Below are 21117 nucleotides of genomic sequence, written 5' to 3'. Positions count from 1 at the left end.
GAAATACATCCACGATTGTCAGGGTAAATTAAAGTCCATTTCTAATATCATCCGTTATTTCTTAAGATAAATATAATTACTTAAAGCGTCAACTTATTATTTTTAAGTAAATTATGTGGGTATTATAAGTGTGCTAACTAAAAGCTGGCGTTTTACATTGTGCGTATATCATTGTTTTTAGTCTGATAAAAGCAATCACCATTATACATAGTGTTATATGATGTTGTTTATAAATCAATTGCATAGGAGGGACTTACGATGAGGAATGAAGAGCTAATGGGACATAAGTGTAGCGATTCCTGTCGTTATCTTTTCATCTGAAGATTGACTGATTGGCATATATTTTTAGTTCAAATTATTTAGGTGAAACTATGAGGTTGCCAAGGTCAATAAGCTCGGAATTTTCGTATTTTTTAAAGAAAATTTGTTCCTAATTACCATTATCTATATTTTCCATTAGTGATTAACCCTGAGGAAAAATAATGAAATTAGTAAGAATAGTCTTTCTATCTTCGCTGATGGTCGCTTCAGTATCAGCTGTTGCGGCCGAACAAGCGATTAACCCTGTAAGCGTACATGTCTTGAATCTCCAAACGGGCGTTCCTACGCCAGGCGTTGAGGTTGAATTGGAGCAGAAGCAGCAGGAGCGGTGGGTGAAACTATCCACAGCGAGCACCGATCAAAACGGGCGTATTGGTGCATTGTATCCTGCCGGGAAAAGCATTACGGCAGGCGATTACAAAGTGACGTTTAAAACGGGTGACTACTACAAGAAAAATGGTAAGGACAGTTTCTTCCCAGAAATTCCGGTGATCTTCCACGTAGAGAAAAGTGGTCAGCACTTTCATATTCCGTTACTGCTGAGTCAGTATGGGTACTCAACCTACCGCGGTAACTAACCTGCTCGTCATACTTCGCGCCGCAGGTTTGTTGGCTGCACGCGTTCACCCCGGTCACATAGTGGGCTATGCTCCCGGGGATTTACGCGTTTGCCGCCGCCCTGCAACACGAATTATTTAGAGCAGTTATCGTCATACTTCGCGCCGCAGGTTTGTTGGCTGCACGCGTTCACCCCGGTCACATAGTGGGCTATGCTCCCGGGGATTTACGCGTTTGCCGCCGCCCTGCAACACGAATTATTTAGAGCAGTTATCGTCATACTTCGCGCCGCAGGTTTGTTGGCTGCACGCGTTCACCCCGGTCACATAGTGGGCTATGCTCCCGGGGATTTACGCGTTTGCCGCCGCCCTGCAACACGAATTATTTAGAGCAGTTATCGTCATACTTCGCGCCGCAGGTTTGTTGGCTGCACGCGTTCATCCCGGTCACATAGTGGGCTATGGGGCTATGCTCCCGGGGATTTACGCGTTTGCCGCCGCCCTGCAACACGAATTATTTAGAGCAGTTATCATCATACTCCGCGCTGCAGGTTTGTTGACTGCTATGGGAATGATTCCGTGCACACTATGTCATAGCGTATGTTTTGTATTATTCGGTAAAGCGTGAGGGCAGGGCCAGCAAGAGGGTATAAAGCTGGCCCTGGACGGCAGCGGAATTGCTGGCGACAGCGCTACTATAAAGGCAGCTAGTGCAAGAACCAGCGGTGGATCATCGTATTGCGTAATGCCCCGCTGACTTTCCGTTTCCGTTGCAGAGCCATATATTTTTATTGCGTGTTGCGCCCTAAATAACCGTCCCAGTCTTTCCAGACTGGTTGTAAACCGGCACTCGAGAGGGCTGCTGCGACCTGCGACGGTGTACGGTTATCATGCGTAGCGAACTGTTCCAGCTCTGGTACATTTTCAGCGTAGCCGCCTGGCTGTGTTTTGGAGAAGGCGCTGACGGTGTTAATCACCAGTGGTACCGCATGATCGCGAAAATGCGGTGACTCGCGCGTGGAAAGCGACAGTTCAAGTTCGGGTGAAAACAGGCGGAATGCGCACAGCGTTTGTAACAACTGAGCTTCGCTCATCAGTGAGGCCGGTTGAATCCCCCCTGCGCATGGTCGTAACCTGGGGAAAGCCACTGAGTAGCGACTCTGCCAGTATGTTTTTTGCAGGTACAGCAGGTGCTCTGCCATCATAAAGCAGTCGGTGCGCCAGCTGTCAGACAGACCAATCAGCGCCCCTAAACCGATCTTATCGATCCCGGCGCGGCCGAGGCGATCCGGCGTCTCCAGTCGAAAGAAAAAATCCTGCTTATTGCCTTTAAGATGATGTTGGGCATACACCGCCTGATGATAGGTTTCCTGATAAACCAGCACACCATCCAGCCCAAGCGTTTTTAGCTCGGCATATTCCTGCTGCTGCAGCGGCTGCACTTCCATCATCAGTGAGCTAAAGCGCTGGCGAATGGCGGGCAGATGCTGACGGAAATAGTCCATACCCACTTTTGTTTGATGCTCGCCAGTGACCAGCAGCAGATGATCGAATCCCATCGCGCGGATCGCCGCACATTCGCGGGCGATCTCCTCTCCATCCAGCGTTTTTCGTTTAATACGGTTACTCATCGAAAAGCCGCAGTAGGTGCAGTCATTGGCGCAAAGGTTGGAAAGATAGAGGGGGACGAAAAAATTAACCGTATTGCCAAAGCGCTGACGCGTGAGCCTTTGCGCTTTTTGGGCTAGCGGTTCAAGCCATGCCGCTGCCGCAGGTGAGAGCAGGGCCATCAGCTCTTCCCGGCCAACGCGAGGGGCATTTAAGGCCCGCTCAACGTCCGCTGCCGTTTTACTGTTAATGCGCATCCCGATGTCATCCCAGTCCAGCGCTTCCCAATTCGTCACAAAGCTACTCATTTTATAGCTCCTCGCTGTGCTGCAGGAATGATGTTAATGGGCTGGAGGCCACAGCCTGCTGATGCCGTTGTCCCAAACCGCTCTGATAACCCAGCCTGCCAGCTTCAACGGCAAGGCGAAACGCCCGCGCCATCTGCCGGGGATCGCGTGCCACGGCAATAGCCGTATTGACCAGTACGGCATCAGCCCCCATTTCCAGCGCTTCGCTGGCGTGGCTGGGAGCGCCAATACCGGCATCAATGACCACCGGCACGTTTGCCTGTTCAATAATGATTTCCAACAGATCGCGGGTTTTCAACCCCTGATTGCTGCCAATCGGCGCACCCAGCGGCATCACTGCGGCACACCCGGCTTCCTCCAGTCGTTTGCACAGCACGGGATCGGCTCCGCAGTAGGGCAGCACCACAAAACCCTCTTTGACTAATTGCTCCGCGGCTTTCAGTGTTTCGATCGCATCGGGCAGCAGGTAACGGACATCGGGATGGATTTCGAGCTTAAGCCAGTGCGTTCCCAGCGCTTCACGCGCCAGTCGCGCTGCAAACACCGCTTCGGCGGCGGTTTTTGCTCCCGAGGTATTCGGTAAGAGCTGCACGCCCAATTGTTGAAGCGGTGCCAGAATTCCGTCCTCGCCACCTTTAAGATCGACACGTTTCATCGCCATGGTAACCAACTGAGAGCCTGATTCGCGAATCGACTCCAGCATCAGCGTCGCATTAGCGAATTTCCCGGTCCCGGTGAACAACCGGGATGAAAAGGTTTTATCAGCAATCTGTAACATATTAACCCCCGGCAATGGCCTGAAAAATAACCAGGTCATCGCCCTCCTGTAAAAGATGAGAATCCCAAAGTGCGCGCGGCACGATAGTCTGATTGACGGCTAAGGCCGTGCCCGGCTGGTGGCGTGAGAGTTGCTGGAGTAGGGCGGTCAGCGTCAGTGGCGTATCCAGCGTCACGGGTTCATCATTAACCACAATTTTCATGCTTTACCTCCGCAGATTTCACAGTGTGGTGCCCGTTCCAGATCCAGCGTTCGCCAGCTGTGCTGATAGCCATCGAAAAGCCGCAGTTTGCCATTGAGAGCGGATGGGTGTCCGGCCAGTAATTTCAGCGCCTCCAGGGCTTGTAGCGTACCGATCACACCAACGACTGGACCTAATACCCCGGCGGTGCGACAGTTACGCTCTGGTTCCACGTCATCCGGCCACAGGCAGCGATAACAGCCTTGTCGCCAGGGCGGCGTAATCACCATCAGATGACCACTAAACCCAACCGCACTGCCGCTAACCAGTGAGGTATCATTGGTCACACAGGCAGCGTTAATCGCATGACGGGTTGCCATGTTATCGCTGCAGTCCAGCACCAGATCGGCTTGTTGTATGGCCGTCGTTAGCGTCGTCTCATCCATACGCTGTTCCAGCGCAATCACTTCAATCTGCGGATTTAGCGCCTGAAGCTGTTTTTGCGCCAGCGCGACCTTGGATTGTCCAACTTCATCGGTACGGAACAGTATTTGCCGCTGTAAATTACTGATATGAAGCGTGTCATCATCCGCCAGCAACAGTTTGCCCACACCAGCGGCGGCCAGATAAAGTGCAGCGGGAGAGCCCAGCCCTCCCAGACCGACGATCAGTACGCTGGACTGCTGGAGTTTTTGTTGTCCTTCAATACCGAACTCTTCCAGCAGCAGCTGACGGCTGTAGCGAAGAAAGTCATTATCATTCAGCACTATTTTCTCCCGGTGGCTCAGCCAGCGCGAGCAATATTTGGGTTGCTTCGCGCCAGTTTTCTGCCTGGGTTATTGCGCTGACGACGGCAATACTGCCCGGACCGCAGGCTAATACTTCAGGTGCGCGTTCGATGCTGATACCGCCAATGGCGACAGTGGAAATATCTTTCAGGCGGGTGAGGTGACGACGCAGTTCGGCCAGGCCTTGCGGCGCAGAAGGCATTGCTTTGGTTTGCGTGGGGAAGATATGGCCGAGTGCAATATACGAGGGCTTCACCGCCAGCGCGCGATCCAGCTCAGCATCATCGTGGGTTGATAGCCCAAGGCGCAGTCCTGCCTGCCGGATAGCCACCAGATCGGCCGTATCCAGATCTTCCTGGCCTAAATGTACGCCATAGGCGCCATACTTTATTGCCAGTCTCCAGTAATCATTGATAAACAGGCGGGCCTGATAGCGCTTGCCCAACGCCACCGCTTCGGCCACGGCAGGCTCAGCCTCTGATTCCGGCAGGTCTTTGATGCGTAACTGGATGGTGCGTACGCCCGCGTCCAGCAGGCGGGCTATCCATTCAACGCTATCCACTACCGGATAAAGCCCCAGCTTTTTAGCCGTGGCCGGGAAAGGTGTTGTCATAGATTATCCTTGTGCGCCAGCTCGGCGGGTTGATGGTAAAGCTCTCCACCACGCTGGCGGAACGCATCGGACATTTGTGCCATGCCAATTTCAATCGGGCGTGCTTCGTTAGCTTGTTTTGCCGCGTATTCACGGACTTCCTGTGTGATTTTCATCGAGCAAAATTTAGGGCCACACATCGAGCAGAAATGGGCGACTTTGCCTGACTCCTGCGGCAGGGTTTCATCGTGATAAGCACGTGCGGTATGGGGATCAAGTGCCAGGTTAAATTGATCTTCCCAGCGGAATTCAAAGCGCGCTTTCGACATAGCATTATCGCGAATTTGTGCGCCGGGATGCCCTTTTGCCAGGTCGGCAGCGTGCGCAGCAATTTTGTAGGTGATCAACCCTTGTTTCACATCTTCTTTATTCGGCAGGCCAAGGTGTTCCTTCGGCGTGACGTAACAGAGCATTGCACAGCCAAACCAGCCAATCATTGCTGCGCCGATTCCGGAGGTAAAGTGATCGTAGCCCGGGGCGATATCTGTTGTTAAAGGCCCTAGCGTATAAAAGGGGGCTTCATGGCAGTGTTCCAGCTGTTCCGTCATGTTACGGCGGATCATCTGCATGGGAACGTGTCCTGGGCCTTCGATCATCACTTGCACGTCATACTCCCAGGCGATTTTGGTTAATTCGCCCAGCGTATGTAACTCAGCGAACTGGGCTTCATCATTGGCGTCCTGGATGGAGCCCGGACGCAACCCGTCGCCCAGCGAAAGTGAGACATCATAGGCGGCGCAGATCTGACAAATTTCACGGAAATGTTGATAGAGAAAGTTTTCCTGGTGGTGCGAAAGGCACCATTTCGCCATGATGGAGCCACCGCGAGAGACAATACCGGTCAGACGTTTTGCCGTCATCGGCACATAGCGCAGTAACACCCCCGCGTGAATAGTAAAGTAATCGACGCCCTGCTCAGCCTGTTCCAGCAGCGTATCGCGAAACATCTCCCAGTTAAGGTTTTCCGCCACGCCATTCACTTTCTCCAGCGCCTGATAGATGGGAACGGTGCCGATGGGAACGGGGCTGTTACGCAACAGCCATTCCCGTGTTTCATGGATGTAGCGGCCGGTAGAGAGATCCATGACCGTGTCAGCGCCCCAGCGGGTTGACCACACCAGTTTTTCGACCTCTTCCTCAATCGATGAGGTGACCGCAGAATTGCCGATATTTGCGTTAACTTTTACCAGAAAGTTGCGACCGATAATCATCGGTTCGGATTCGGGATGATTGATATTGGCTGGAATGATGGCGCGTCCGGCAGCGACCTCCTGACGAACGAATTCCGGGGTGATATTCTCGGGTAAGCTGGCACCAAAGCTATTGCCAGCATGCTGCTGTAATAACACCTCACTACGAATGCGTTCACGCCCCATATTTTCACGCAGGGCAATAAACTCCATTTCAGGTGTAATGATACCGGCGCGCGCGTAGTGTAGCTGCGTGACGCAATGTCCGGAAAGCGCGCGTTTGGGCTGTGGAACATGCTCAAAACGCAGGTGATCAAGCTCTTCATCGGCCAGACGCTGCTGCGTGTAGAGTGAGCTGCGTTGTCCGATAGATTCCGTATCGCCACGCTGCTCAATCCAGTTTGCTCGTATCCGTGCCAGACCGGTATGCACATCGATTGCCGCGTCGGGATCGCCATACGGACCGGACGTATCGTATACCGGCACAGGTTCGTTATCCTCAAACGTCGGATGGTCTTTCGTCCCGCCTGTTAATGTGGGGCTGAGCTGGATCTCTCGCATGGGGACGCGAATATCGTCCTGTGAACCTTGAAGGTAGATACGTTTAGATCGGGGAAAGGCCGTCCCCTGCAGGGAATCAATGAAATGCTGTGCCTGTGCACGCTGCTCACGGCGGTTGGGTTTATTTACAGTAGTAGACATCGCTCATATCCTGAAATTGATAAGGAAAATGGCTTGTCTGGAGCTCGGAGGGAGTAACAAACAGTGCGACGAAAATAACAGAGCGCCGTTAGTGTATCTTTACTCTTGTTCCCTTCGCAGGTACTAACCTGATCAGGTTCCGCGGATCCCGAATAAACGGTCTCAGCCCCGAGGGGCACTCCGACAAGAAAGCGCACAGCAACGCTGTCGCTACAACTTCAGCATAAAGGGGGGCTAATGAAACTACAAGCGGCGGGCAGCGAATAATGCTTACGCAGGCCGTGCCAATGCAGACTCATTTGCAACGGATAATGGAGAAAGATGGTGAACGAAAGCCAGTTGAATCAGCTTATCCTCCAGCGTAAAGCGTGCTTCCAACGCTTCGCCCACGCCAGAGAGCGCCTGCTGGAATTCCAGGCAGTTATCATGGTCGATAGCGGCTTCTAAATGGGTATCGTAGTACTCCATGATCCGTTCAGTATTAGCTTGTAGCGCGGGATAAATCTGTGATGCCGCGATTAATGGGCTATCTCCCTCTAGTCCGTCAATAATTCGCTCATAAATATTGAAATGTCCGGTCGAAAGGTAATCGACTAATCGCTGGCAAAAATGATCTAACGCTTCTTCGTCGAGCGTTGTGAGGGCATCCTTGTGAGGTTTAATCCCCACCGTCTCATAATAAGCAACTAGCAAATGTCGGCGCGCATTCAGCCAAAGATCGACCAGTTCATTACTGCCTCCGAAGCGCTCGGTTAACGTGTCTAACTGGTTAAGCATGATCAACTCCCTATGAGAGATATTCCCTTCATATCTGGCATTACATCAATGTGGGATACGTACTCATGTTACTTTGATGCAATGCCAATTATTTTGGGTATATAGTTTTAAACACGACATATCAATTTTTATACCCGTCGTACTTCAGGTTGCAGGCTTGTTGACTGCGTTCAGTCATCCCGATGGCTCCCGAGCTTGCCGTTGCTCGTAGCTTGAACTATTCAGGGTATATAACACCAACTATCAGTACTACAAATTACCTGCTGAAGCAAAGGATGACCCTTTTTATGGAACGTGAGATTTCAAGCATAGACGCTGGCTGGTGGGTTGTCAGCCATGAACAAAAACTTTGGTTACCGCAGGGAGAGTTACCACATGGCCCGGCTGAAGCATTCGGCCTTGCAGGGGCCCGTGGATCGGTGATTGGCAGTTGGCAGGGTGAAACCGTTTGGTTGATCCGTGAAAATCGCGAAGAAAATATGGGATCGGTGAGGCAGATCATCGATCGAGATGCCGGACTTTTTCAACTGGTTGGGCGAGGTGTACAGCTGGCTGAATTCTATCGCTCCCATCGCTGGTGCGGCTACTGTGGCCATGAAATGCACTTGAGTAAAAGCGAAAATGCCTGTCTGTGTGGTCATTGCCATCAGCGTTATTATCCGCAAATAGCACCTTGTATCATTGTGGCTATCCGGCGCGGTGATGAAATTTTGCTGGCCCAGCATCAGCGTCACCGTAACGGGATCCATACGGTACTGGCAGGATTTGTCGAAGTCGGTGAAACGCTTGAGCAGACGGTAGCACGCGAAGTGATGGAAGAGAGCAATATCAAAGTTAAAAATGTTCGCTATGTGACTTCGCAACCCTGGCCTTTCCCGCACTCATTAATGATGGCATTTATGGCCGAGTATGACGAAGGTGAGCTGAAGCATGATGAGAAAGAGCTTATTGATGCTGGCTGGTACCGGTACGATAATTTACCTCAGCTACCACCGGCGGGGACGGTAGCGCGCCGCTTAATTGAGGACACGGTCGCGTTATGTCGTGCTGAAGCAGAGTGAGAGTGGCTGCATATAGATATTGCGGCCTTACTGCACCCTAATCTGGTTTGGGTATACACTACGTGCCTGTGTTTTAGAGAGTTTTATCATGAGCGAATTGAAGAACGATCGTTATTTACGCGCTTTATTACGCCAGCCGGTTGATGTGACGCCGGTATGGATGATGCGACAGGCAGGGCGTTATTTGCCAGAGTATAAAGCGACACGTGCGGAGGCTGGTGACTTTATGTCGCTGTGCAAAAATGCGGAACTGGCCTGTGAAGTGACGCTACAGCCGTTGCGTCGCTATCCGCTTGATGCGGCAATCCTGTTCTCGGATATCCTGACGATCCCCGATGCAATGGGGCTCGGCCTGTGGTTTGAGGCGGGAGAAGGGCCACGTTTTTCCTCTCCAGTTACCTGCCGTGCCGATGTTGAAAAGCTTCCGATTCCCGATCCCGAACAGGAATTAGGTTATGTGATGAATGCGGTGCGTACCATTCGTAAGAACCTTAACGGCGCTGTGCCGCTTATCGGCTTTTCGGGCAGTCCGTGGACGCTGGCGACTTACATGGTGGAAGGCGGTAGCAGTAAAGCTTTTACGAAGATTAAAAAAATGATGTACGCCGAGCCTGAAATCCTGCATCTGATGCTGGATAAACTGGCGGACAGCGTCACGCTTTACCTTAATGCACAGATTCGCGCCGGCGCGCAGTCAGTCATGATATTTGATACCTGGGGCGGCGTGCTGACAGGGCGGGATTATCTCGATTTTTCATTGTATTACATGCATAAAATTGTTGATGGGCTACTGCATGAAAATGACGGTCGACGCGTACCGGTAACCTTATTCACCAAAGGCGGCGGTCAGTGGCTGGAAGCGATGGCGGAAACAGGTTGTGATGCGCTTGGCCTCGACTGGACGATGGATATTGCTGAAGCTCGTCGCCGTGTGGGCGATAAAGTTGCGATCCAGGGCAATATGGATCCTTCTATGCTGTATGCCTCTCCTGAGCGCATTGAACAGGAAGTGGCGTCTATATTGTCAGGGTTTGGCCAGGGTGAAGGGCATGTCTTTAATCTGGGCCACGGTATTCACCAGGATGTGTCACCGGAACATGCAGGCGTGTTTGTCGAGGCGGTGCATAAACTGTCACGTCAATATCATCAGGAGTAGTCATGGATATGCAGGCGCTGCGTGCTGAGCAAATCGCACGCGCAACCGAAGTGGTTCGGCACGATGATTTCGATATTTTTCCTCCGCGTCTGATTGCCGGGGCGGATGTCGGGTTTGAACAACAGGGAGAGGTGACGCGCGCAGCGCTGGTGATCCTTGAATATCCTTCACTGAAGCTGGTTGAATACAAGGTGGCGCGCATTGCCACCACCTTGCCTTATATCCCCGGTTTTCTCTCGTTTCGTGAATATCCGGCGCTGATAGCGGCATGGCAGATGTTAGAACATCGCCCGGATTTACTGTTTGTCGATGGGCATGGTATCTCTCATCCGCGCCGTCTTGGTGTTGCCAGCCATTTTGGGCTGTTAGTTAATGTGCCCACGATCGGCGTGGCTAAGCGTCGTCTGTGTGGCAAGTTTGAGCCCTTGAGTGATGAGGTCGGCGCCCGCCAACCGCTGCTGGATAAAGGCGAGGCCATCGGTTGGGTATGGCGCAGTAAGAAGCGTTGCAACCCGCTATTTATCTCTACCGGACACCGTGTCGGCATGGACAGCGCGCTGCAGTGGGTAGAAAAATGCATGGCGGGCTATCGTCTGCCAGAACCTACACGCTGGGCGGATGCCGTGGCTTCGCAGCGCAGCGCCTTTGTGCGTTGGCAGCAGCAGGGTTAACGATGTTCGCTGTGCACTTTTCGGGTACACTGCACGCCGTGCGTTATTGCCTATGAGATCCCAACATGTTACGTAATCCGATTCACCTGCGGCTGGAAAAACTAGAAAGCTGGCAGCATCTGACCTTCATGGCTTGTCTGTGCGAGCGTATGTACCCTAATTACTGGGCATTTTGCCAGCAAACCGGTTTTGCCGAGCCCCAGATTTACCGCCGCATCCTCGACCTTGTTTGGGAAACGCTGGTAGTAAAAGAAGCCAAAATAAATTTTGATAGCCAGTTGGAGAAACTTGAAGAGATCATTCCTGTTTCTGAGGATTACGACGTTTATGGTGTTCATCCTGCCATCGATGCCTGTGTCGCGCTAAGCGATCTACTGCATGCGTTGTTAAGCGGTGAAACGCTCGCCCAGGCCATTGAAGTAAGCGAAACCTCGATTACTACCGTGGCGATTCTTGAAATGACTCAGGCCGGTCGTGAAATGACCGATGAAGAGCTTAAAGAGAACCCTGCGGTGGAGGAGGAATGGGATATCCAGTGGGAAATTTTCCGCCTGCTGGCAGCCTGTGAAGAGCGTGACCTGGACCTGATCAAAGGGTTGCGATCTGACCTGCGAGAGTCAGGAATCAGTAACATCGGTATGAAATTTGAGCAATGAGGCGATAAAACGTGACTTAACGCCTGATTTGTCATGCCTAAAGGCTTCACATCCGCCCCCTCTCTGGTCTACATTTGGGGGGCTAAAAAATGTGGCTATCGGTGCGTGCTGGCTGAAGAGTGCCGAATACGGCTTTTCCCTCGCACTTGATGCTTAGCAAGCGATAAATACACTGTAAGGATAACTTATGAACAAGACTCAACTGATTGATGTAATTGCGGACAAAGCAGACCTGTCTAAGACCCAGGCTAAAGCTGCTCTGGAATCTACCCTGGCTGCGATTACTGAGTCTCTTAAAGAAGGTGATGCTGTACAACTGGTTGGTTTTGGTACTTTTAAAGTTAACCACCGTGCTGAGCGTACTGGCCGCAACCCGCAGACAGGCAAAGAGATCAAAATTGCTGCTGCGAACGTACCGGCATTTGTATCTGGTAAGGCACTGAAAGACGCTGTCAAGTAATAGCGTTACGGTGAAGGTTTGAACAGGGGGGCGATATTCGCCCCTCTTGTTTTGATCTGTTGCAGAGGCATGTGCAGCGATGTACAGGTGGTATGCATATGTCCATATTTTTAGGCCTTCATATCAGCGCTTATAGCGGCTAAACCTCTGTGCGAGGATTTATGAAATACGTGCTCCTCGTTTTTGCTGTGATTCTTGTGGGCTGCAGCTCCCACTCTCCTTTGCCTGATTTCACTGCGAGTGGCTATCTTGCCGATCGTGGCGCTGTTCGCATATGGCGCAAAGAGAACCAGCAACAGGTTGCACATCTGATGACGGTCTTTAGCCCATTTAATGGTGATGCCACCGAAATAACCGATTACAACTGGCAGAATGGCAAACTGGTTGCGGTTGAGCGGCATATCCGAGGCGGCAAACCTGACGATGTTACATTGCGTTTCGACCATGACGGTAGCCTGAGCTTTATGCAGCGCCAGCTTGCGGGGCGCCGGGAAGCGGTTTCAAATGATGCCGTTGATCTATATAAATTCGATGCCCAACGTATGTTGAAAGTGAGTGATACGCTGGCTTCAGGTCGAGTAATGCTAAAACAGGGACACTGGTTATCCGATGGCACAGTAAAAACCTGCCAGGGAACCGTGGTCAAACCGCGTTTTGAAAACAGTGACAGACAGCATATCCTGCAGCGGCAGTCAGCATCGCGTCAGACACTAAGTATTGCCTGGCTGGACGCACCAGAAGGTACTCAGCTATTGCTGGTTGCGGATGAGGATTACTGTAAGTGGGAACCCAAAGAAGCTGACTTTTAGTCGGCAGTGATGCTCAACGGCGGGAAGAGTTCAGGGCAGAACAGATTCTGCCCCGATCATATTACTTGCGATTAATCGCGCGGTAGCCAATATCGCGGCGGCAGAAACTGCCTTTCCAGGAGATAGGCTGCATAAGCGCATAGGCGTGTTTTTGTGCGGCGGCGACATCCTCGCCAAGCGCGGTAACGCACAGCACGCGGCCCCCATTTGTTACCACAAGGTCATCTTGCATTTTAGTACCCGCGTGAAAAACTTTCCCGTCAGGCACTTCTTCAAGCGGCAGACCGTGTATGGTATCGCCGGTGTTGTAATCGCCCGGATAGCCGCCCGCAGCCAGCACGACGCCAAGAGAAGGGCGGGGATCCCATTTTGACACTTTTTGGTCCAGCTTACCTTCGCAGCCAGCCAGACAAAGTTCCACCAGATCGGACTGGAGTCGCAGCATGATCGGTTGCGTTTCGGGATCGCCAAAGCGGCAGTTGAACTCAATCACTTTGGGCTGATTGTTACTATCGATCATCAAGCCTGCATACAGGAAGCCGGTATAGACATTCCCTTCCGCGGCCATACCGCGTACGGTCGGCCAGATCACCTCATCCATCACGCGCTGATGAATTTCATCGGTGACAACGGGGGCAGGCGAATAAGCACCCATTCCGCCCGTATTAGGGCCGGTATCGCCGTCACCTACGCGTTTATGGTCCTGGCTGGTGGCCATAGGCAATACATTTTCACCGTCGACCATCACGATAAAACTGGCTTCCTCCCCGTCGAGGAATTCTTCTATCACGATACGGTGGCCGGCGTCACCAAAGGCATTACCTGCCAGCATATCCTGAATGGCGTCTTCTGCTTCCTGCAGTGTCATGGCAACGATCACGCCTTTACCCGCGGCCAGCCCATCGGCTTTGATGACGATGGGCGCACCTTTTGCACGAACCCAAGCCAGTGCAGGCTCAACCTCGGTAAAATTTTGATATTCCGCTGTCGGGATGTGATGACGTGCGAGGAAATCTTTGGTAAAGGCTTTCGAACCTTCAAGCTGTGCGGCAGCTTGTGTCGGGCCAAAAATCTTCAGGCCGGCAGCACGGAAGGTATCGACGACGCCAATGACCAGTGGCGCTTCCGGCCCAACAATCGTCAGATCGATTTTCTCATTCAGTGCGAAGTCCAGCAGTGCTGGAATGTCAGTGGCGCTAATCGCCACGTTTTGCAGCGCGGGCTCCAGAGCCGTGCCGGCATTGCCCGGTGCCACAAACACGGTATCTGCCAGAGGCGACAGCGAGGCTTTCCAGGCCAGCGCATGCTCGCGCCCGCCATTACCGATAACTAAAATTTTCATCAGGAAGTCTCCGTAGGATAATTAATGGCGGAAATGACGCATGTCGGTAAAGATCATAGCGATACCATGCTCATCAGCCGCGGCGATAACTTCATCGTCACGAATGGATCCGCCTGGCTGGATAACACAGCTCACACCCACGGCGGCGGCGGCATCAATACCGTCACGGAACGGGAAGAACGCATCGGAGGCCATCGCACAGCCTTCGACTGCCAGTCCTTCGTCTGCCGCTTTAATGCCGGCGATTTTGGCTGAGTAGACGCGGCTCATTTGGCCAGCGCCAATACCCACGGTCATATTGTCACGTGCGTAGACAATGGCATTAGACTTAACAAACTTCGCCACTTTCCAGCAGAATAGCGCATCACGTAATTCTTGCTCTGTAGGTTGACGCTGACTGACCACGCGCAGCTGTCCGGCAGTGACCATACCTAAATCACGGTCTTGAACCAACAGACCACCGTTAACACGTTTGAAATCCAGACCTGACTGACGTTGCTGCCATTGCCCACAGGTCAAGACACGCACATTTTGTTTGGTCGCGGTGATTTTCAGCGCGGCTGTGCTGGCAGAAGGCGCAATGATTACCTCAACAAACTGACGGCTGATAATGGCTTGCGCTGTGGCTTCGTCCAGTTCGCGGTTAAAGGCAATAATGCCGCCAAAGGAAGAGGTTGGATCGGTTTTATAGGCGCGATCGTAAGCATCAAGCAGACTCTCGCCAACGGCAACGCCGCAGGGGTTAGCATGCTTTACGATAACGCAGGCGGGTTCGTCAAACTCTTTAACGCACTCGAGAGCGGCATCGGTATCGGCGATATTATTGTAAGAGAGTGCCTTACCCTGGACTTGCTGTGCAGTTGCTACAGAGGCTTCTCCTGGATTCTCTTCTATATAGAAGGCAGCATCCTGATGGCTATTTTCACCGTAGCGCATATCCTGCTTCTTAATAAAGTTGAGATTCAGCGTACGTGGGAAGCGTCCGGCTGGTTGATTGGTTTCGCCATGATAAGCGGGAACCAGACTACCGAAGTAGTTAGCAATCATACTGTCATAGGCGGCAGTATGCTCGAACGCCTTGATCGCCAGATCAAAACGCGTCTCAAGCGTCAGTCCGTTGGCGTGTGTATCCATCTCGTTAATGATGGCGTGGTAATCATTACTTTTTACAACAATCGCAACGTCTTTATGGTTCTTTGCCGCAGAACGGACCATCGTTGGGCCGCCGATATCAATATTTTCAACCGCGTCCTCTAAAGAGCATCCTTCGCGGGCGACCGTCTGGGCAAAGGGATAGAGGTTAACGACGACCATATCAATCGGAGAGATGCTGTGTTCTGCCATAATGGCGTCATCCTGGCCGCGCCGCCCTAAAATACCGCCATGCACTTTCGGATGTAGTGTTTTTACGCGGCCATCCATCATCTCCGGGAAACCGGTATAGTCAGAGACTTCCGTCACGGGCAGACCAGCATCAGCCAGCAGACGTGCAGTACCGCCGGTAGAAAGCAGTTCCACACCACGGCTTGAGAGTGCCTGAGCGAATTCGAGGATACCGGCTTTGTCAGACACGCTGAGCAGCGCGCGGCGTACAGGACGAGGTTGTTGCATGAGGTTTATCCCTTGGCTTTGGTTCGCAAAATAGAGAGCGTTACATCAAGTTTAGCTTTTCCTTAATGAGTAAAAGGAGAGCAAAGCTTCATGTAACACCCCAAAGGAGAGGCCATTTTGTCGCCGGGCATTGTAGCGAAAACGTTTGCGTGATGCTCGTCAAAATTGCGGATTATGAATGAATGTGGATAAGTTTGTGCATAACTGCGTATAAGGTGCCCTTTTGCTGTGGAATGCAGCAAACAGTCAATTTATCGTAAATTAGCTGTTGCGGCCTGCGCGGAAGTCCCTATAATGCGCCTCCATCGAACGGCAGCAGAGCAAACGCTCAGCGGCTGAAAGATAAAGAGAAAATTCCTGATTTAAGGGGTTGACTCTGAAAGAGGAAAGCGTAATATACGCCACCTCGCAGCAGCAGGCGAAGCCGCTGACTGCACCGCTCTTTAACAATTTATCAGACAATCTGTGTGGGCACTCGCAGGATTGATATCAACGTCTCCGGACGTAAAAAATATCAAGTCTTAAGAGTGAACACGTAATAAATTCATTACGACGTTTTCCTTGAGCATCGCTTCACGAGTTGAAGCAAATCAAACTTTAAATTGAAGAGTTTGATCATGGCTCAGATTGAACGCTGGCGGCAGGCCTAACACATGCAAGTCGAACGGTAGCACAGAAGAGCTTGCTCTTCGGGTGACGAGTGGCGGACGGGTGAGTAATGTCTGGGGATCTGCCCGATGGAGGGGGATAACTACTGGAAACGGTAGCTAATACCGCATAACGTCGCAAGACCAAAGTGGGGGACCTTCGGGCCTCACACCATCGGATGAACCCAGATGAGATTAGCTAGTAGGTGGGGTAACGGCTCACCTAGGCGACGATCTCTAGCTGGTCTGAGAGGATGACCAGCCACACTGGAACTGAGACACGGTCCAGACTCCTACGGGAGGCAGCAGTGGGGAATATTGCACAATGGGCGCAAGCCTGATGCAGCCATGCCGCGTGTATGAAGAAGGCCTTCGGGTTGTAAAGTACTTTCAGCGGGGAGGAAGGGAGAGAGGTTAATAACCTTTTTCATTGACGTTACCCGCAGAAGAAGCACCGGCTAACTCCGTGCCAGCAGCCGCGGTAATACGGAGGGTGCAAGCGTTAATCGGAATTACTGGGCGTAAAGCGCACGCAGGCGGTCTGTTAAGTCAGATGTGAAATCCCCGGGCTCAACCCGGGAACTGCATTTGAAACTGGCAGGCTTGAGTCTCGTAGAGGGGGGTAGAATTCCAGGTGTAGCGGTGAAATGCGTAGAGATCTGGAGGAATACCGGTGGCGAAGGCGGCCCCCTGGACGAAGACTGACGCTCAGGTGCGAAAGCGTGGGGAGCAAACAGGATTAGATACCCTGGTAGTCCACGCCGTAAACGATGTCGACTTGGAGGTTGTGCCCTTGAGGCGTGGCTTCCGGAGCTAACGCGTTAAGTCGACCGCCTGGGGAGTACGGCCGCAAGGTTAAAACTCAAATGAATTGACGGGGGCCCGCACAAGCGGTGGAGCATGTGGTTTAATTCGATGCAACGCGAAGAACCTTACCTGGTCTTGACATCCACAGAACTTTCCAGAGATGGATTGGTGCCTTCGGGAACTGTGAGACAGGTGCTGCATGGCTGTCGTCAGCTCGTGTTGTGAAATGTTGGGTTAAGTCCCGCAACGAGCGCAACCCTTATCCTTTGTTGCCAGCGGTTCGGCCGGGAACTCAAAGGAGACTGCCGGTGATAAACCGGAGGAAGGTGGGGATGACGTCAAGTCATCATGGCCCTTACGACCAGGGCTACACACGTGCTACAATGGCGCATACAAAGAGAAGCGACCTCGCGAGAGCAAGCGGACCTCATAAAGTGCGTCGTAGTCCGGATCGGAGTCTGCAACTCGACTCCGTGAAGTCGGAATCGCTAGTAATCGTGGATCAGAATGCCACGGTGAATACGTTCCCGGGCCTTGTACACACCGCCCGTCACACCATGGGAGTGGGTTGCAAAAGAAGTAGGTAGCTTAACCTTCGGGAGGGCGCTTACCACTTTGTGATTCATGACTGGGGTGAAGTCGTAACAAGGTAACCGTAGGGGAACCTGCGGTTGGATCACCTCCTTACCTGAAGATACTTTCCGGCGCAGTGTCCACAACAGATTGTCTGATAGATGTAATGAGCAATTGCATTGCCGTTTGCTTACCGGTTGCCGGTTAAGCAAATTTCGTGTCCCCATCGTCTAGAGGCCCAGGACACTGCCCTTTCACGGCTGTAACAGGGGTTCGAATCCCCTTGGGGACGCCATATCTGATAACGAGTGAAAGACGTTATCAAAAAATAGCTTAAAGCTGACTTTCGCGAGTCAGGTTTTAAGATATTGCTCTTTAACAATCCGGAACAAGCTGAAAATTGAAACGACACGTCGCGTCATTCTTCCGTAATAAAGAATGAAGGCGGTGTGTTCGAGTCTCTCAAATTATCACGACACGTATGCGTTGCAAAACGCCTGTGGGTTGTGAGGTTAAGCGACTAAGCGTACACGGTGGATGCCCTGGCAGTCAGAGGCGATGAAGGGCGTGCTAATCTGCGATAAGCGCCGGTAAGGTGATATGAACCGTTATAACCGGCGATACCCGAATGGGGAAACCCAGTGCAATCCGTTGCACTATCATGTCATGAATACATAGTGGCATGAGGCGAACCGGGGGAACTGAAACATCTAAGTACCCCGAGGAAAAGAAATCAACCGAGATTCCCCCAGTAGCGGCGAGCGAACGGGGAGGAGCCCGGAACCATCATCAGCTTGTGCATCAGTGGAAGCGTCTGGAAAGTCGCGCGACACAGGGTGAAAGCCCCGTACACGAAGATGCACCTGCTGTGAGTTCGAAGAGTAGGGCGGGACACGTGGTATCCTGTCTGAATATGGGGGGACCATCCTCCAAGGCTAAATACTCCTGACTGACCGATAGTGAACCAGTACCGTGAGGGAAAGGCGAAAAGAACCCCGGCGAGGGGAGTGAAAAAGAACCTGAAACCGTGTACGTACAAGCAGTGGGAGCCTCTTTAATGGGGTGACTGCGTACCTTTTGTATAATGGGTCAGCGACTTATATTCTGTAGCAAGGTTAACCGTATAGGGGAGCCGCAGGGAAACCGAGTCTTAACTGGGCGTTAAGTTGCAGGGTATAGACCCGAAACCCGGTGATCTAGCCATGGGCAGGTTGAAGGTTGGGTAACACTAACTGGAGGACCGAACCGACTAATGTTGAAAAATTAGCGGATGACTTGTGGCTGGGGGTGAAAGGCCAATCAAACCGGGAGATAGCTGGTTCTCCCCGAAAGCTATTTAGGTAGCGCCTCGTGAACTCATCTCCGGGGGTAGAGCACTGTTTCGGCTAGGGGGCCATCCCGGCTTACCAACCCGATGCAAACTGCGAATACCGGAGAATGTTATCACGGGAGACACACGGCGGGTGCTAACGTCCGTCGTGAAGAGGGAAACAACCCAGACCGCCAGCTAAGGTCCCAAAGTCATGGTTAAGTGGGAAACGATGTGGGAAGGCCCAGACAGCCAGGATGTTGGCTTAGAAGCAGCCATCATTTAAAGAAAGCGTAATAGCTCACTGGTCGAGTCGGCCTGCGCGGAAGATGTAACGGGGCTAAACCATGCACCGAAGCTGCGGCAGCGACGCTTATGCGTTGTTGGGTAGGGGAGCGTTCTGTAAGCCGTTGAAGGTGGCCTGTGAGGGTTGCTGGAGGTATCAGAAGTGCGAATGCTGACATAAGTAACGATAAAGCGGGTGAAAAGCCCGCTCGCCGGAAGACCAAGGGTTCCTGTCCAACGTTAATCGGGGCAGGGTGAGTCGACCCCTAAGGCGAGGCCGAAAGGCGTAGTCGATGGGAAACGGGTTAATATTCCCGTACTTGGTGTTACTGCGAAGGGGGGACGGAGAAGGCTATGTTAGCCGGGCGACGGTTGTCCCGGTTTAAGCGTGTAGGCTTGCATCCCAGGCAAATCCGGGGTGCTTTAAGGCTGAGGCGTGATGACGAGGCACTACGGTGCTGAAGTAACAAATGCCCTGCTTCCGGGAAAAGCCTCTAAGCTCCAGGTAACACTGAATCGTACCCCAAACCGACACAGGTGGTCAGGTAGAGAATACCAAGGCGCTTGAGAGAACTCGGGTGAAGGAACTAGGCAAAATGGTGCCGTAACTTCGGGAGAAGGCACGCTGGCGCGTAGGTGAAGGGACTTGCTCCCGGAGCTGAAGCCAGTCGAAGATACCAGCTGGCTGCAACTGTTTATTAAAAACACAGCACTGTGCAAACACGAAAGTGGACGTATACGGTGTGACGCCTGCCCGGTGCCGGAAGGTTAATTGATGGGGTTATCCGCAAGGAGAAGCTCTTGATCGAAGCCCCGGTAAACGGCGGCCGTAACTATAACGGTCCTAAGGTAGCGAAATTCCTTGTCGGGTAAGTTCCGACCTGCACGAATGGCGTAATGATGGCCAGGCTGTCTCCACCCGAGACTCAGTGAAATTGAACTCGCTGTGAAGATGCAGTGTACCCGCGGCAAGACGGAAAGACCCCGTGAACCTTTACTACAGCTTGACACTGAACATTGAGCCTTGATGTGTAGGATAGGTGGGAGGCTTTGAAGCGTGGACGCCAGTCTGCGTGGAGCCGACCTTGAAATACCACCCTTTAACGTTTGATGTTCTAACGTAGGCCCGTTATCCGGGCTGCGGACAGTGTCTGGTGGGTAGTTTGACTGGGGCGGTCTCCTCCTAAAGCGTAACGGAGGAGCACGAAGGTCAGCTAATCACGGTCGGACATCGTGAGGTTAGTGCAATGGCATAAGCTGGCTTGACTGCGAGAGTGACGGCTCGAGCAGGTGCGAAAGCAGGTCATAGTGATCCGGTGGTTCTGAATGGAAGGGCCATCGCTCAACGGATAAAAGGTACTCCGGGGATAACAGGCTGATACCGCCCAAGAGTTCATATCGACGGCGGTGTTTGGCACCTCGATGTCGGCTCATCACATCCTGGGGCTGAAGTAGGTCCCAAGGGTACGGCTGTTCGCCGTTTAAAGTGGTACGCGAGCTGGGTTTAGAACGTCGTGAGACAGTTCGGTCCCTATCTGCCGTGGGCGCTGGAAGACTGAGAGGGGTTGCTCCTAGTACGAGAGGACCGGAGTGAACGCACCACTGGTGTTCGGGTTGTCATGCCAATGGCATTGCCCGGTAGCTAAGTGCGGAAAAGATAAGCGCTGAAAGCATCTAAGCGCGAAACTTGCCTCGAGATGAGTCTTCCCTGACTCCTTGAGAGTCCTGAAGGGACGTTGAAGACGACGACGTTGATAGGCCGGGTGTGTAAGCGCAGCGATGCGTTGAGCTAACCGGTACTAATGACCCGTGAGGCTTAACCTTACAACGCCAGAGGCGTTTTGGTAGAGAGACGATAAAGATTTTCG

Annotated in this window: 16 protein-coding genes, 1 tRNA gene, 2 rRNA genes and 1 riboswitch; of the genes, 10 read left to right on the top strand and 9 right to left on the bottom strand. The window is 52.3% G+C overall.

Annotated elements, in window-relative coordinates:
• Positions 1 to 482 precede the first annotated feature (482 nt).
• Complete coding sequence (uraH, locus tag J1C60_RS17160) at positions 483 to 899, top strand: hydroxyisourate hydrolase (RefSeq protein WP_128178947.1); 417 nt, start codon at positions 483 to 485, stop codon at positions 897 to 899.
• Positions 900 to 1666: 767 nt separating this feature from the next.
• Here the strand turns inward: uraH and thiH are convergent.
• The 7 genes from thiH to rsd form a co-directional block, all read right to left on the bottom strand.
• The gene (gene thiH, locus J1C60_RS17155) at positions 1667 to 2794 is read right to left on the bottom strand and encodes a 2-iminoacetate synthase ThiH (protein ID WP_128176764.1); all 1128 of its coding nucleotides are present in this window, start codon (positions 2792 to 2794) and stop codon (positions 1667 to 1669) included.
• A gap of 1 nt (position 2795) precedes the next feature.
• On the bottom strand, positions 2796 to 3572 hold the full coding sequence (locus tag J1C60_RS17150) for a thiazole synthase (RefSeq protein ID WP_128176762.1): 777 nt from the start codon (positions 3570 to 3572) through the stop codon (positions 2796 to 2798).
• 1 nt (position 3573) lies between these two features.
• Positions 3574 to 3774 (bottom strand): sulfur carrier protein ThiS, encoded by a 201-nt coding sequence (thiS, locus tag J1C60_RS17145; RefSeq protein WP_128176761.1) that lies wholly within the window; start codon positions 3772 to 3774, stop codon positions 3574 to 3576.
• Entirely contained in the window at positions 3771 to 4520 is a 750-nt protein-coding gene (locus J1C60_RS17140; protein ID WP_128176759.1) for a HesA/MoeB/ThiF family protein, read from the bottom strand. Before J1C60_RS17140 ends, thiS begins: the two co-directional genes overlap by 4 nt.
• Positions 4510 to 5154: a thiamine phosphate synthase gene (gene thiE / locus J1C60_RS17135; protein WP_128176756.1), complete on the bottom strand. Its 645-nt coding sequence runs from the start codon at positions 5152 to 5154 to the stop codon at positions 4510 to 4512. Before thiE ends, J1C60_RS17140 begins: the two co-directional genes overlap by 11 nt.
• Positions 5151 to 7085, bottom strand: a complete 1935-nt coding sequence (gene thiC / locus J1C60_RS17130) for a phosphomethylpyrimidine synthase ThiC (protein ID WP_128176754.1) — start codon at positions 7083 to 7085, stop codon at positions 5151 to 5153. Before thiC ends, thiE begins: the two co-directional genes overlap by 4 nt.
• A 92-nt stretch (positions 7086 to 7177) precedes the next feature.
• A riboswitch (TPP riboswitch) is annotated at positions 7178 to 7278 on the bottom strand.
• A 77-nt stretch (positions 7279 to 7355) separates the two neighbouring features.
• Positions 7356 to 7862 (bottom strand): sigma D regulator, encoded by a 507-nt coding sequence (rsd, locus tag J1C60_RS17125; protein ID WP_128176752.1) that lies wholly within the window; start codon positions 7860 to 7862, stop codon positions 7356 to 7358.
• A 287-nt stretch (positions 7863 to 8149) separates the two neighbouring features.
• Here rsd and nudC point away from each other — a divergent pair, with 287 nt between their 5' ends.
• The 6 genes from nudC to J1C60_RS17095 all read left to right on the top strand — a co-directional run bounded on the left by nudC (position 8150) and on the right by J1C60_RS17095 (position 12675).
• Complete coding sequence (gene nudC / locus J1C60_RS17120) at positions 8150 to 8923, top strand: NAD(+) diphosphatase (RefSeq protein WP_128176750.1); 774 nt, start codon at positions 8150 to 8152, stop codon at positions 8921 to 8923.
• 88 nt (positions 8924 to 9011) lie between these two features.
• Positions 9012 to 10079: a uroporphyrinogen decarboxylase gene (hemE, locus tag J1C60_RS17115; RefSeq protein ID WP_128176748.1), complete on the top strand. Its 1068-nt coding sequence runs from the start codon at positions 9012 to 9014 to the stop codon at positions 10077 to 10079.
• Positions 10080 to 10081: 2 nt separating this feature from the next.
• Complete coding sequence (nfi, locus tag J1C60_RS17110; RefSeq protein ID WP_128176746.1) at positions 10082 to 10750, top strand: deoxyribonuclease V; 669 nt, start codon at positions 10082 to 10084, stop codon at positions 10748 to 10750.
• A gap of 65 nt (positions 10751 to 10815) precedes the next feature.
• A complete protein-coding gene (locus J1C60_RS17105; RefSeq protein ID WP_128176744.1) occupies positions 10816 to 11406 on the top strand; it encodes a YjaG family protein in 591 nt (196 codons plus the stop codon).
• Positions 11407 to 11593: 187 nt separating this feature from the next.
• The gene (gene hupA, locus J1C60_RS17100; RefSeq protein ID WP_002438605.1) at positions 11594 to 11866 is read left to right on the top strand and encodes a nucleoid-associated protein HU-alpha; all 273 of its coding nucleotides are present in this window, start codon (positions 11594 to 11596) and stop codon (positions 11864 to 11866) included.
• 161 nt (positions 11867 to 12027) lie between these two features.
• Complete coding sequence (locus J1C60_RS17095) at positions 12028 to 12675, top strand: DUF1481 domain-containing protein (protein ID WP_128176742.1); 648 nt, start codon at positions 12028 to 12030, stop codon at positions 12673 to 12675.
• Positions 12676 to 12736: 61 nt separating this feature from the next.
• On the opposite strand, the gene purD is transcribed toward J1C60_RS17095, so the two are convergent.
• Together purD and purH are read right to left on the bottom strand one after the other, a co-directional pair.
• Positions 12737 to 14017: a phosphoribosylamine--glycine ligase gene (purD, locus tag J1C60_RS17090; RefSeq protein WP_128176740.1), complete on the bottom strand. Its 1281-nt coding sequence runs from the start codon at positions 14015 to 14017 to the stop codon at positions 12737 to 12739.
• A 21-nt stretch (positions 14018 to 14038) separates the two neighbouring features.
• The gene (gene purH, locus J1C60_RS17085) at positions 14039 to 15628 is read right to left on the bottom strand and encodes a bifunctional phosphoribosylaminoimidazolecarboxamide formyltransferase/IMP cyclohydrolase (protein ID WP_128176738.1); all 1590 of its coding nucleotides are present in this window, start codon (positions 15626 to 15628) and stop codon (positions 14039 to 14041) included.
• Between the two features lie 599 nt (positions 15629 to 16227).
• Between purH and J1C60_RS17080 the strand changes: the two genes are divergently transcribed.
• The 3 genes from J1C60_RS17080 to J1C60_RS17070 all read left to right on the top strand — a co-directional run bounded on the left by J1C60_RS17080 (position 16228) and on the right by J1C60_RS17070 (position 21073).
• Positions 16228 to 17769 (top strand): 16S ribosomal RNA (locus J1C60_RS17080).
• Between the two features lie 105 nt (positions 17770 to 17874).
• Positions 17875 to 17950, top strand: a tRNA-Glu gene (locus tag J1C60_RS17075).
• A gap of 215 nt (positions 17951 to 18165) precedes the next feature.
• Positions 18166 to 21073: ribosomal RNA gene (locus tag J1C60_RS17070) — 23S ribosomal RNA — on the top strand.
• Together the 16S and 23S rRNA genes with 1 tRNA gene alongside form the textbook arrangement of a ribosomal RNA operon.
• Positions 21074 to 21117 lie beyond the last annotated feature (44 nt).

It is taken from the genome of [Pantoea] beijingensis, from assembly GCF_022647505.1.
GTDB lineage: Bacteria > Pseudomonadota > Gammaproteobacteria > Enterobacterales > Enterobacteriaceae > Erwinia > Erwinia beijingensis.
This window is presented reverse-complemented; position numbering and strand designations above follow the sequence as displayed.

Coding starts and splice junctions, on each gene's coding strand:
- uraH (WP_128178947.1), top strand. CDS start 483: ATGAAATTAGTAAGAATAGTCTTTCTATCTTCGCTGATGGTCGCTTCA.
- thiH (WP_128176764.1), bottom strand. CDS start 2,794: ATGAGTAGCTTTGTGACGAATTGGGAAGCGCTGGACTGGGATGACATC.
- J1C60_RS17150 (WP_128176762.1), bottom strand. CDS start 3,572: ATGTTACAGATTGCTGATAAAACCTTTTCATCCCGGTTGTTCACCGGG.
- thiS (WP_128176761.1), bottom strand. CDS start 3,774: ATGAAAATTGTGGTTAATGATGAACCCGTGACGCTGGATACGCCACTG.
- thiE (WP_128176756.1), bottom strand. CDS start 5,154: ATGACAACACCTTTCCCGGCCACGGCTAAAAAGCTGGGGCTTTATCCG.
- thiC (WP_128176754.1), bottom strand. CDS start 7,085: ATGTCTACTACTGTAAATAAACCCAACCGCCGTGAGCAGCGTGCACAG.
- rsd (WP_128176752.1), bottom strand. CDS start 7,862: ATGCTTAACCAGTTAGACACGTTAACCGAGCGCTTCGGAGGCAGTAAT.
- nudC (WP_128176750.1), top strand. CDS start 8,150: ATGGAACGTGAGATTTCAAGCATAGACGCTGGCTGGTGGGTTGTCAGC.
- hemE (WP_128176748.1), top strand. CDS start 9,012: ATGAGCGAATTGAAGAACGATCGTTATTTACGCGCTTTATTACGCCAG.
- nfi (WP_128176746.1), top strand. CDS start 10,082: ATGGATATGCAGGCGCTGCGTGCTGAGCAAATCGCACGCGCAACCGAA.
- J1C60_RS17105 (WP_128176744.1), top strand. CDS start 10,816: ATGTTACGTAATCCGATTCACCTGCGGCTGGAAAAACTAGAAAGCTGG.
- hupA (WP_002438605.1), top strand. CDS start 11,594: ATGAACAAGACTCAACTGATTGATGTAATTGCGGACAAAGCAGACCTG.
- J1C60_RS17095 (WP_128176742.1), top strand. CDS start 12,028: ATGAAATACGTGCTCCTCGTTTTTGCTGTGATTCTTGTGGGCTGCAGC.
- purD (WP_128176740.1), bottom strand. CDS start 14,017: ATGAAAATTTTAGTTATCGGTAATGGCGGGCGCGAGCATGCGCTGGCC.
- purH (WP_128176738.1), bottom strand. CDS start 15,628: ATGCAACAACCTCGTCCTGTACGCCGCGCGCTGCTCAGCGTGTCTGAC.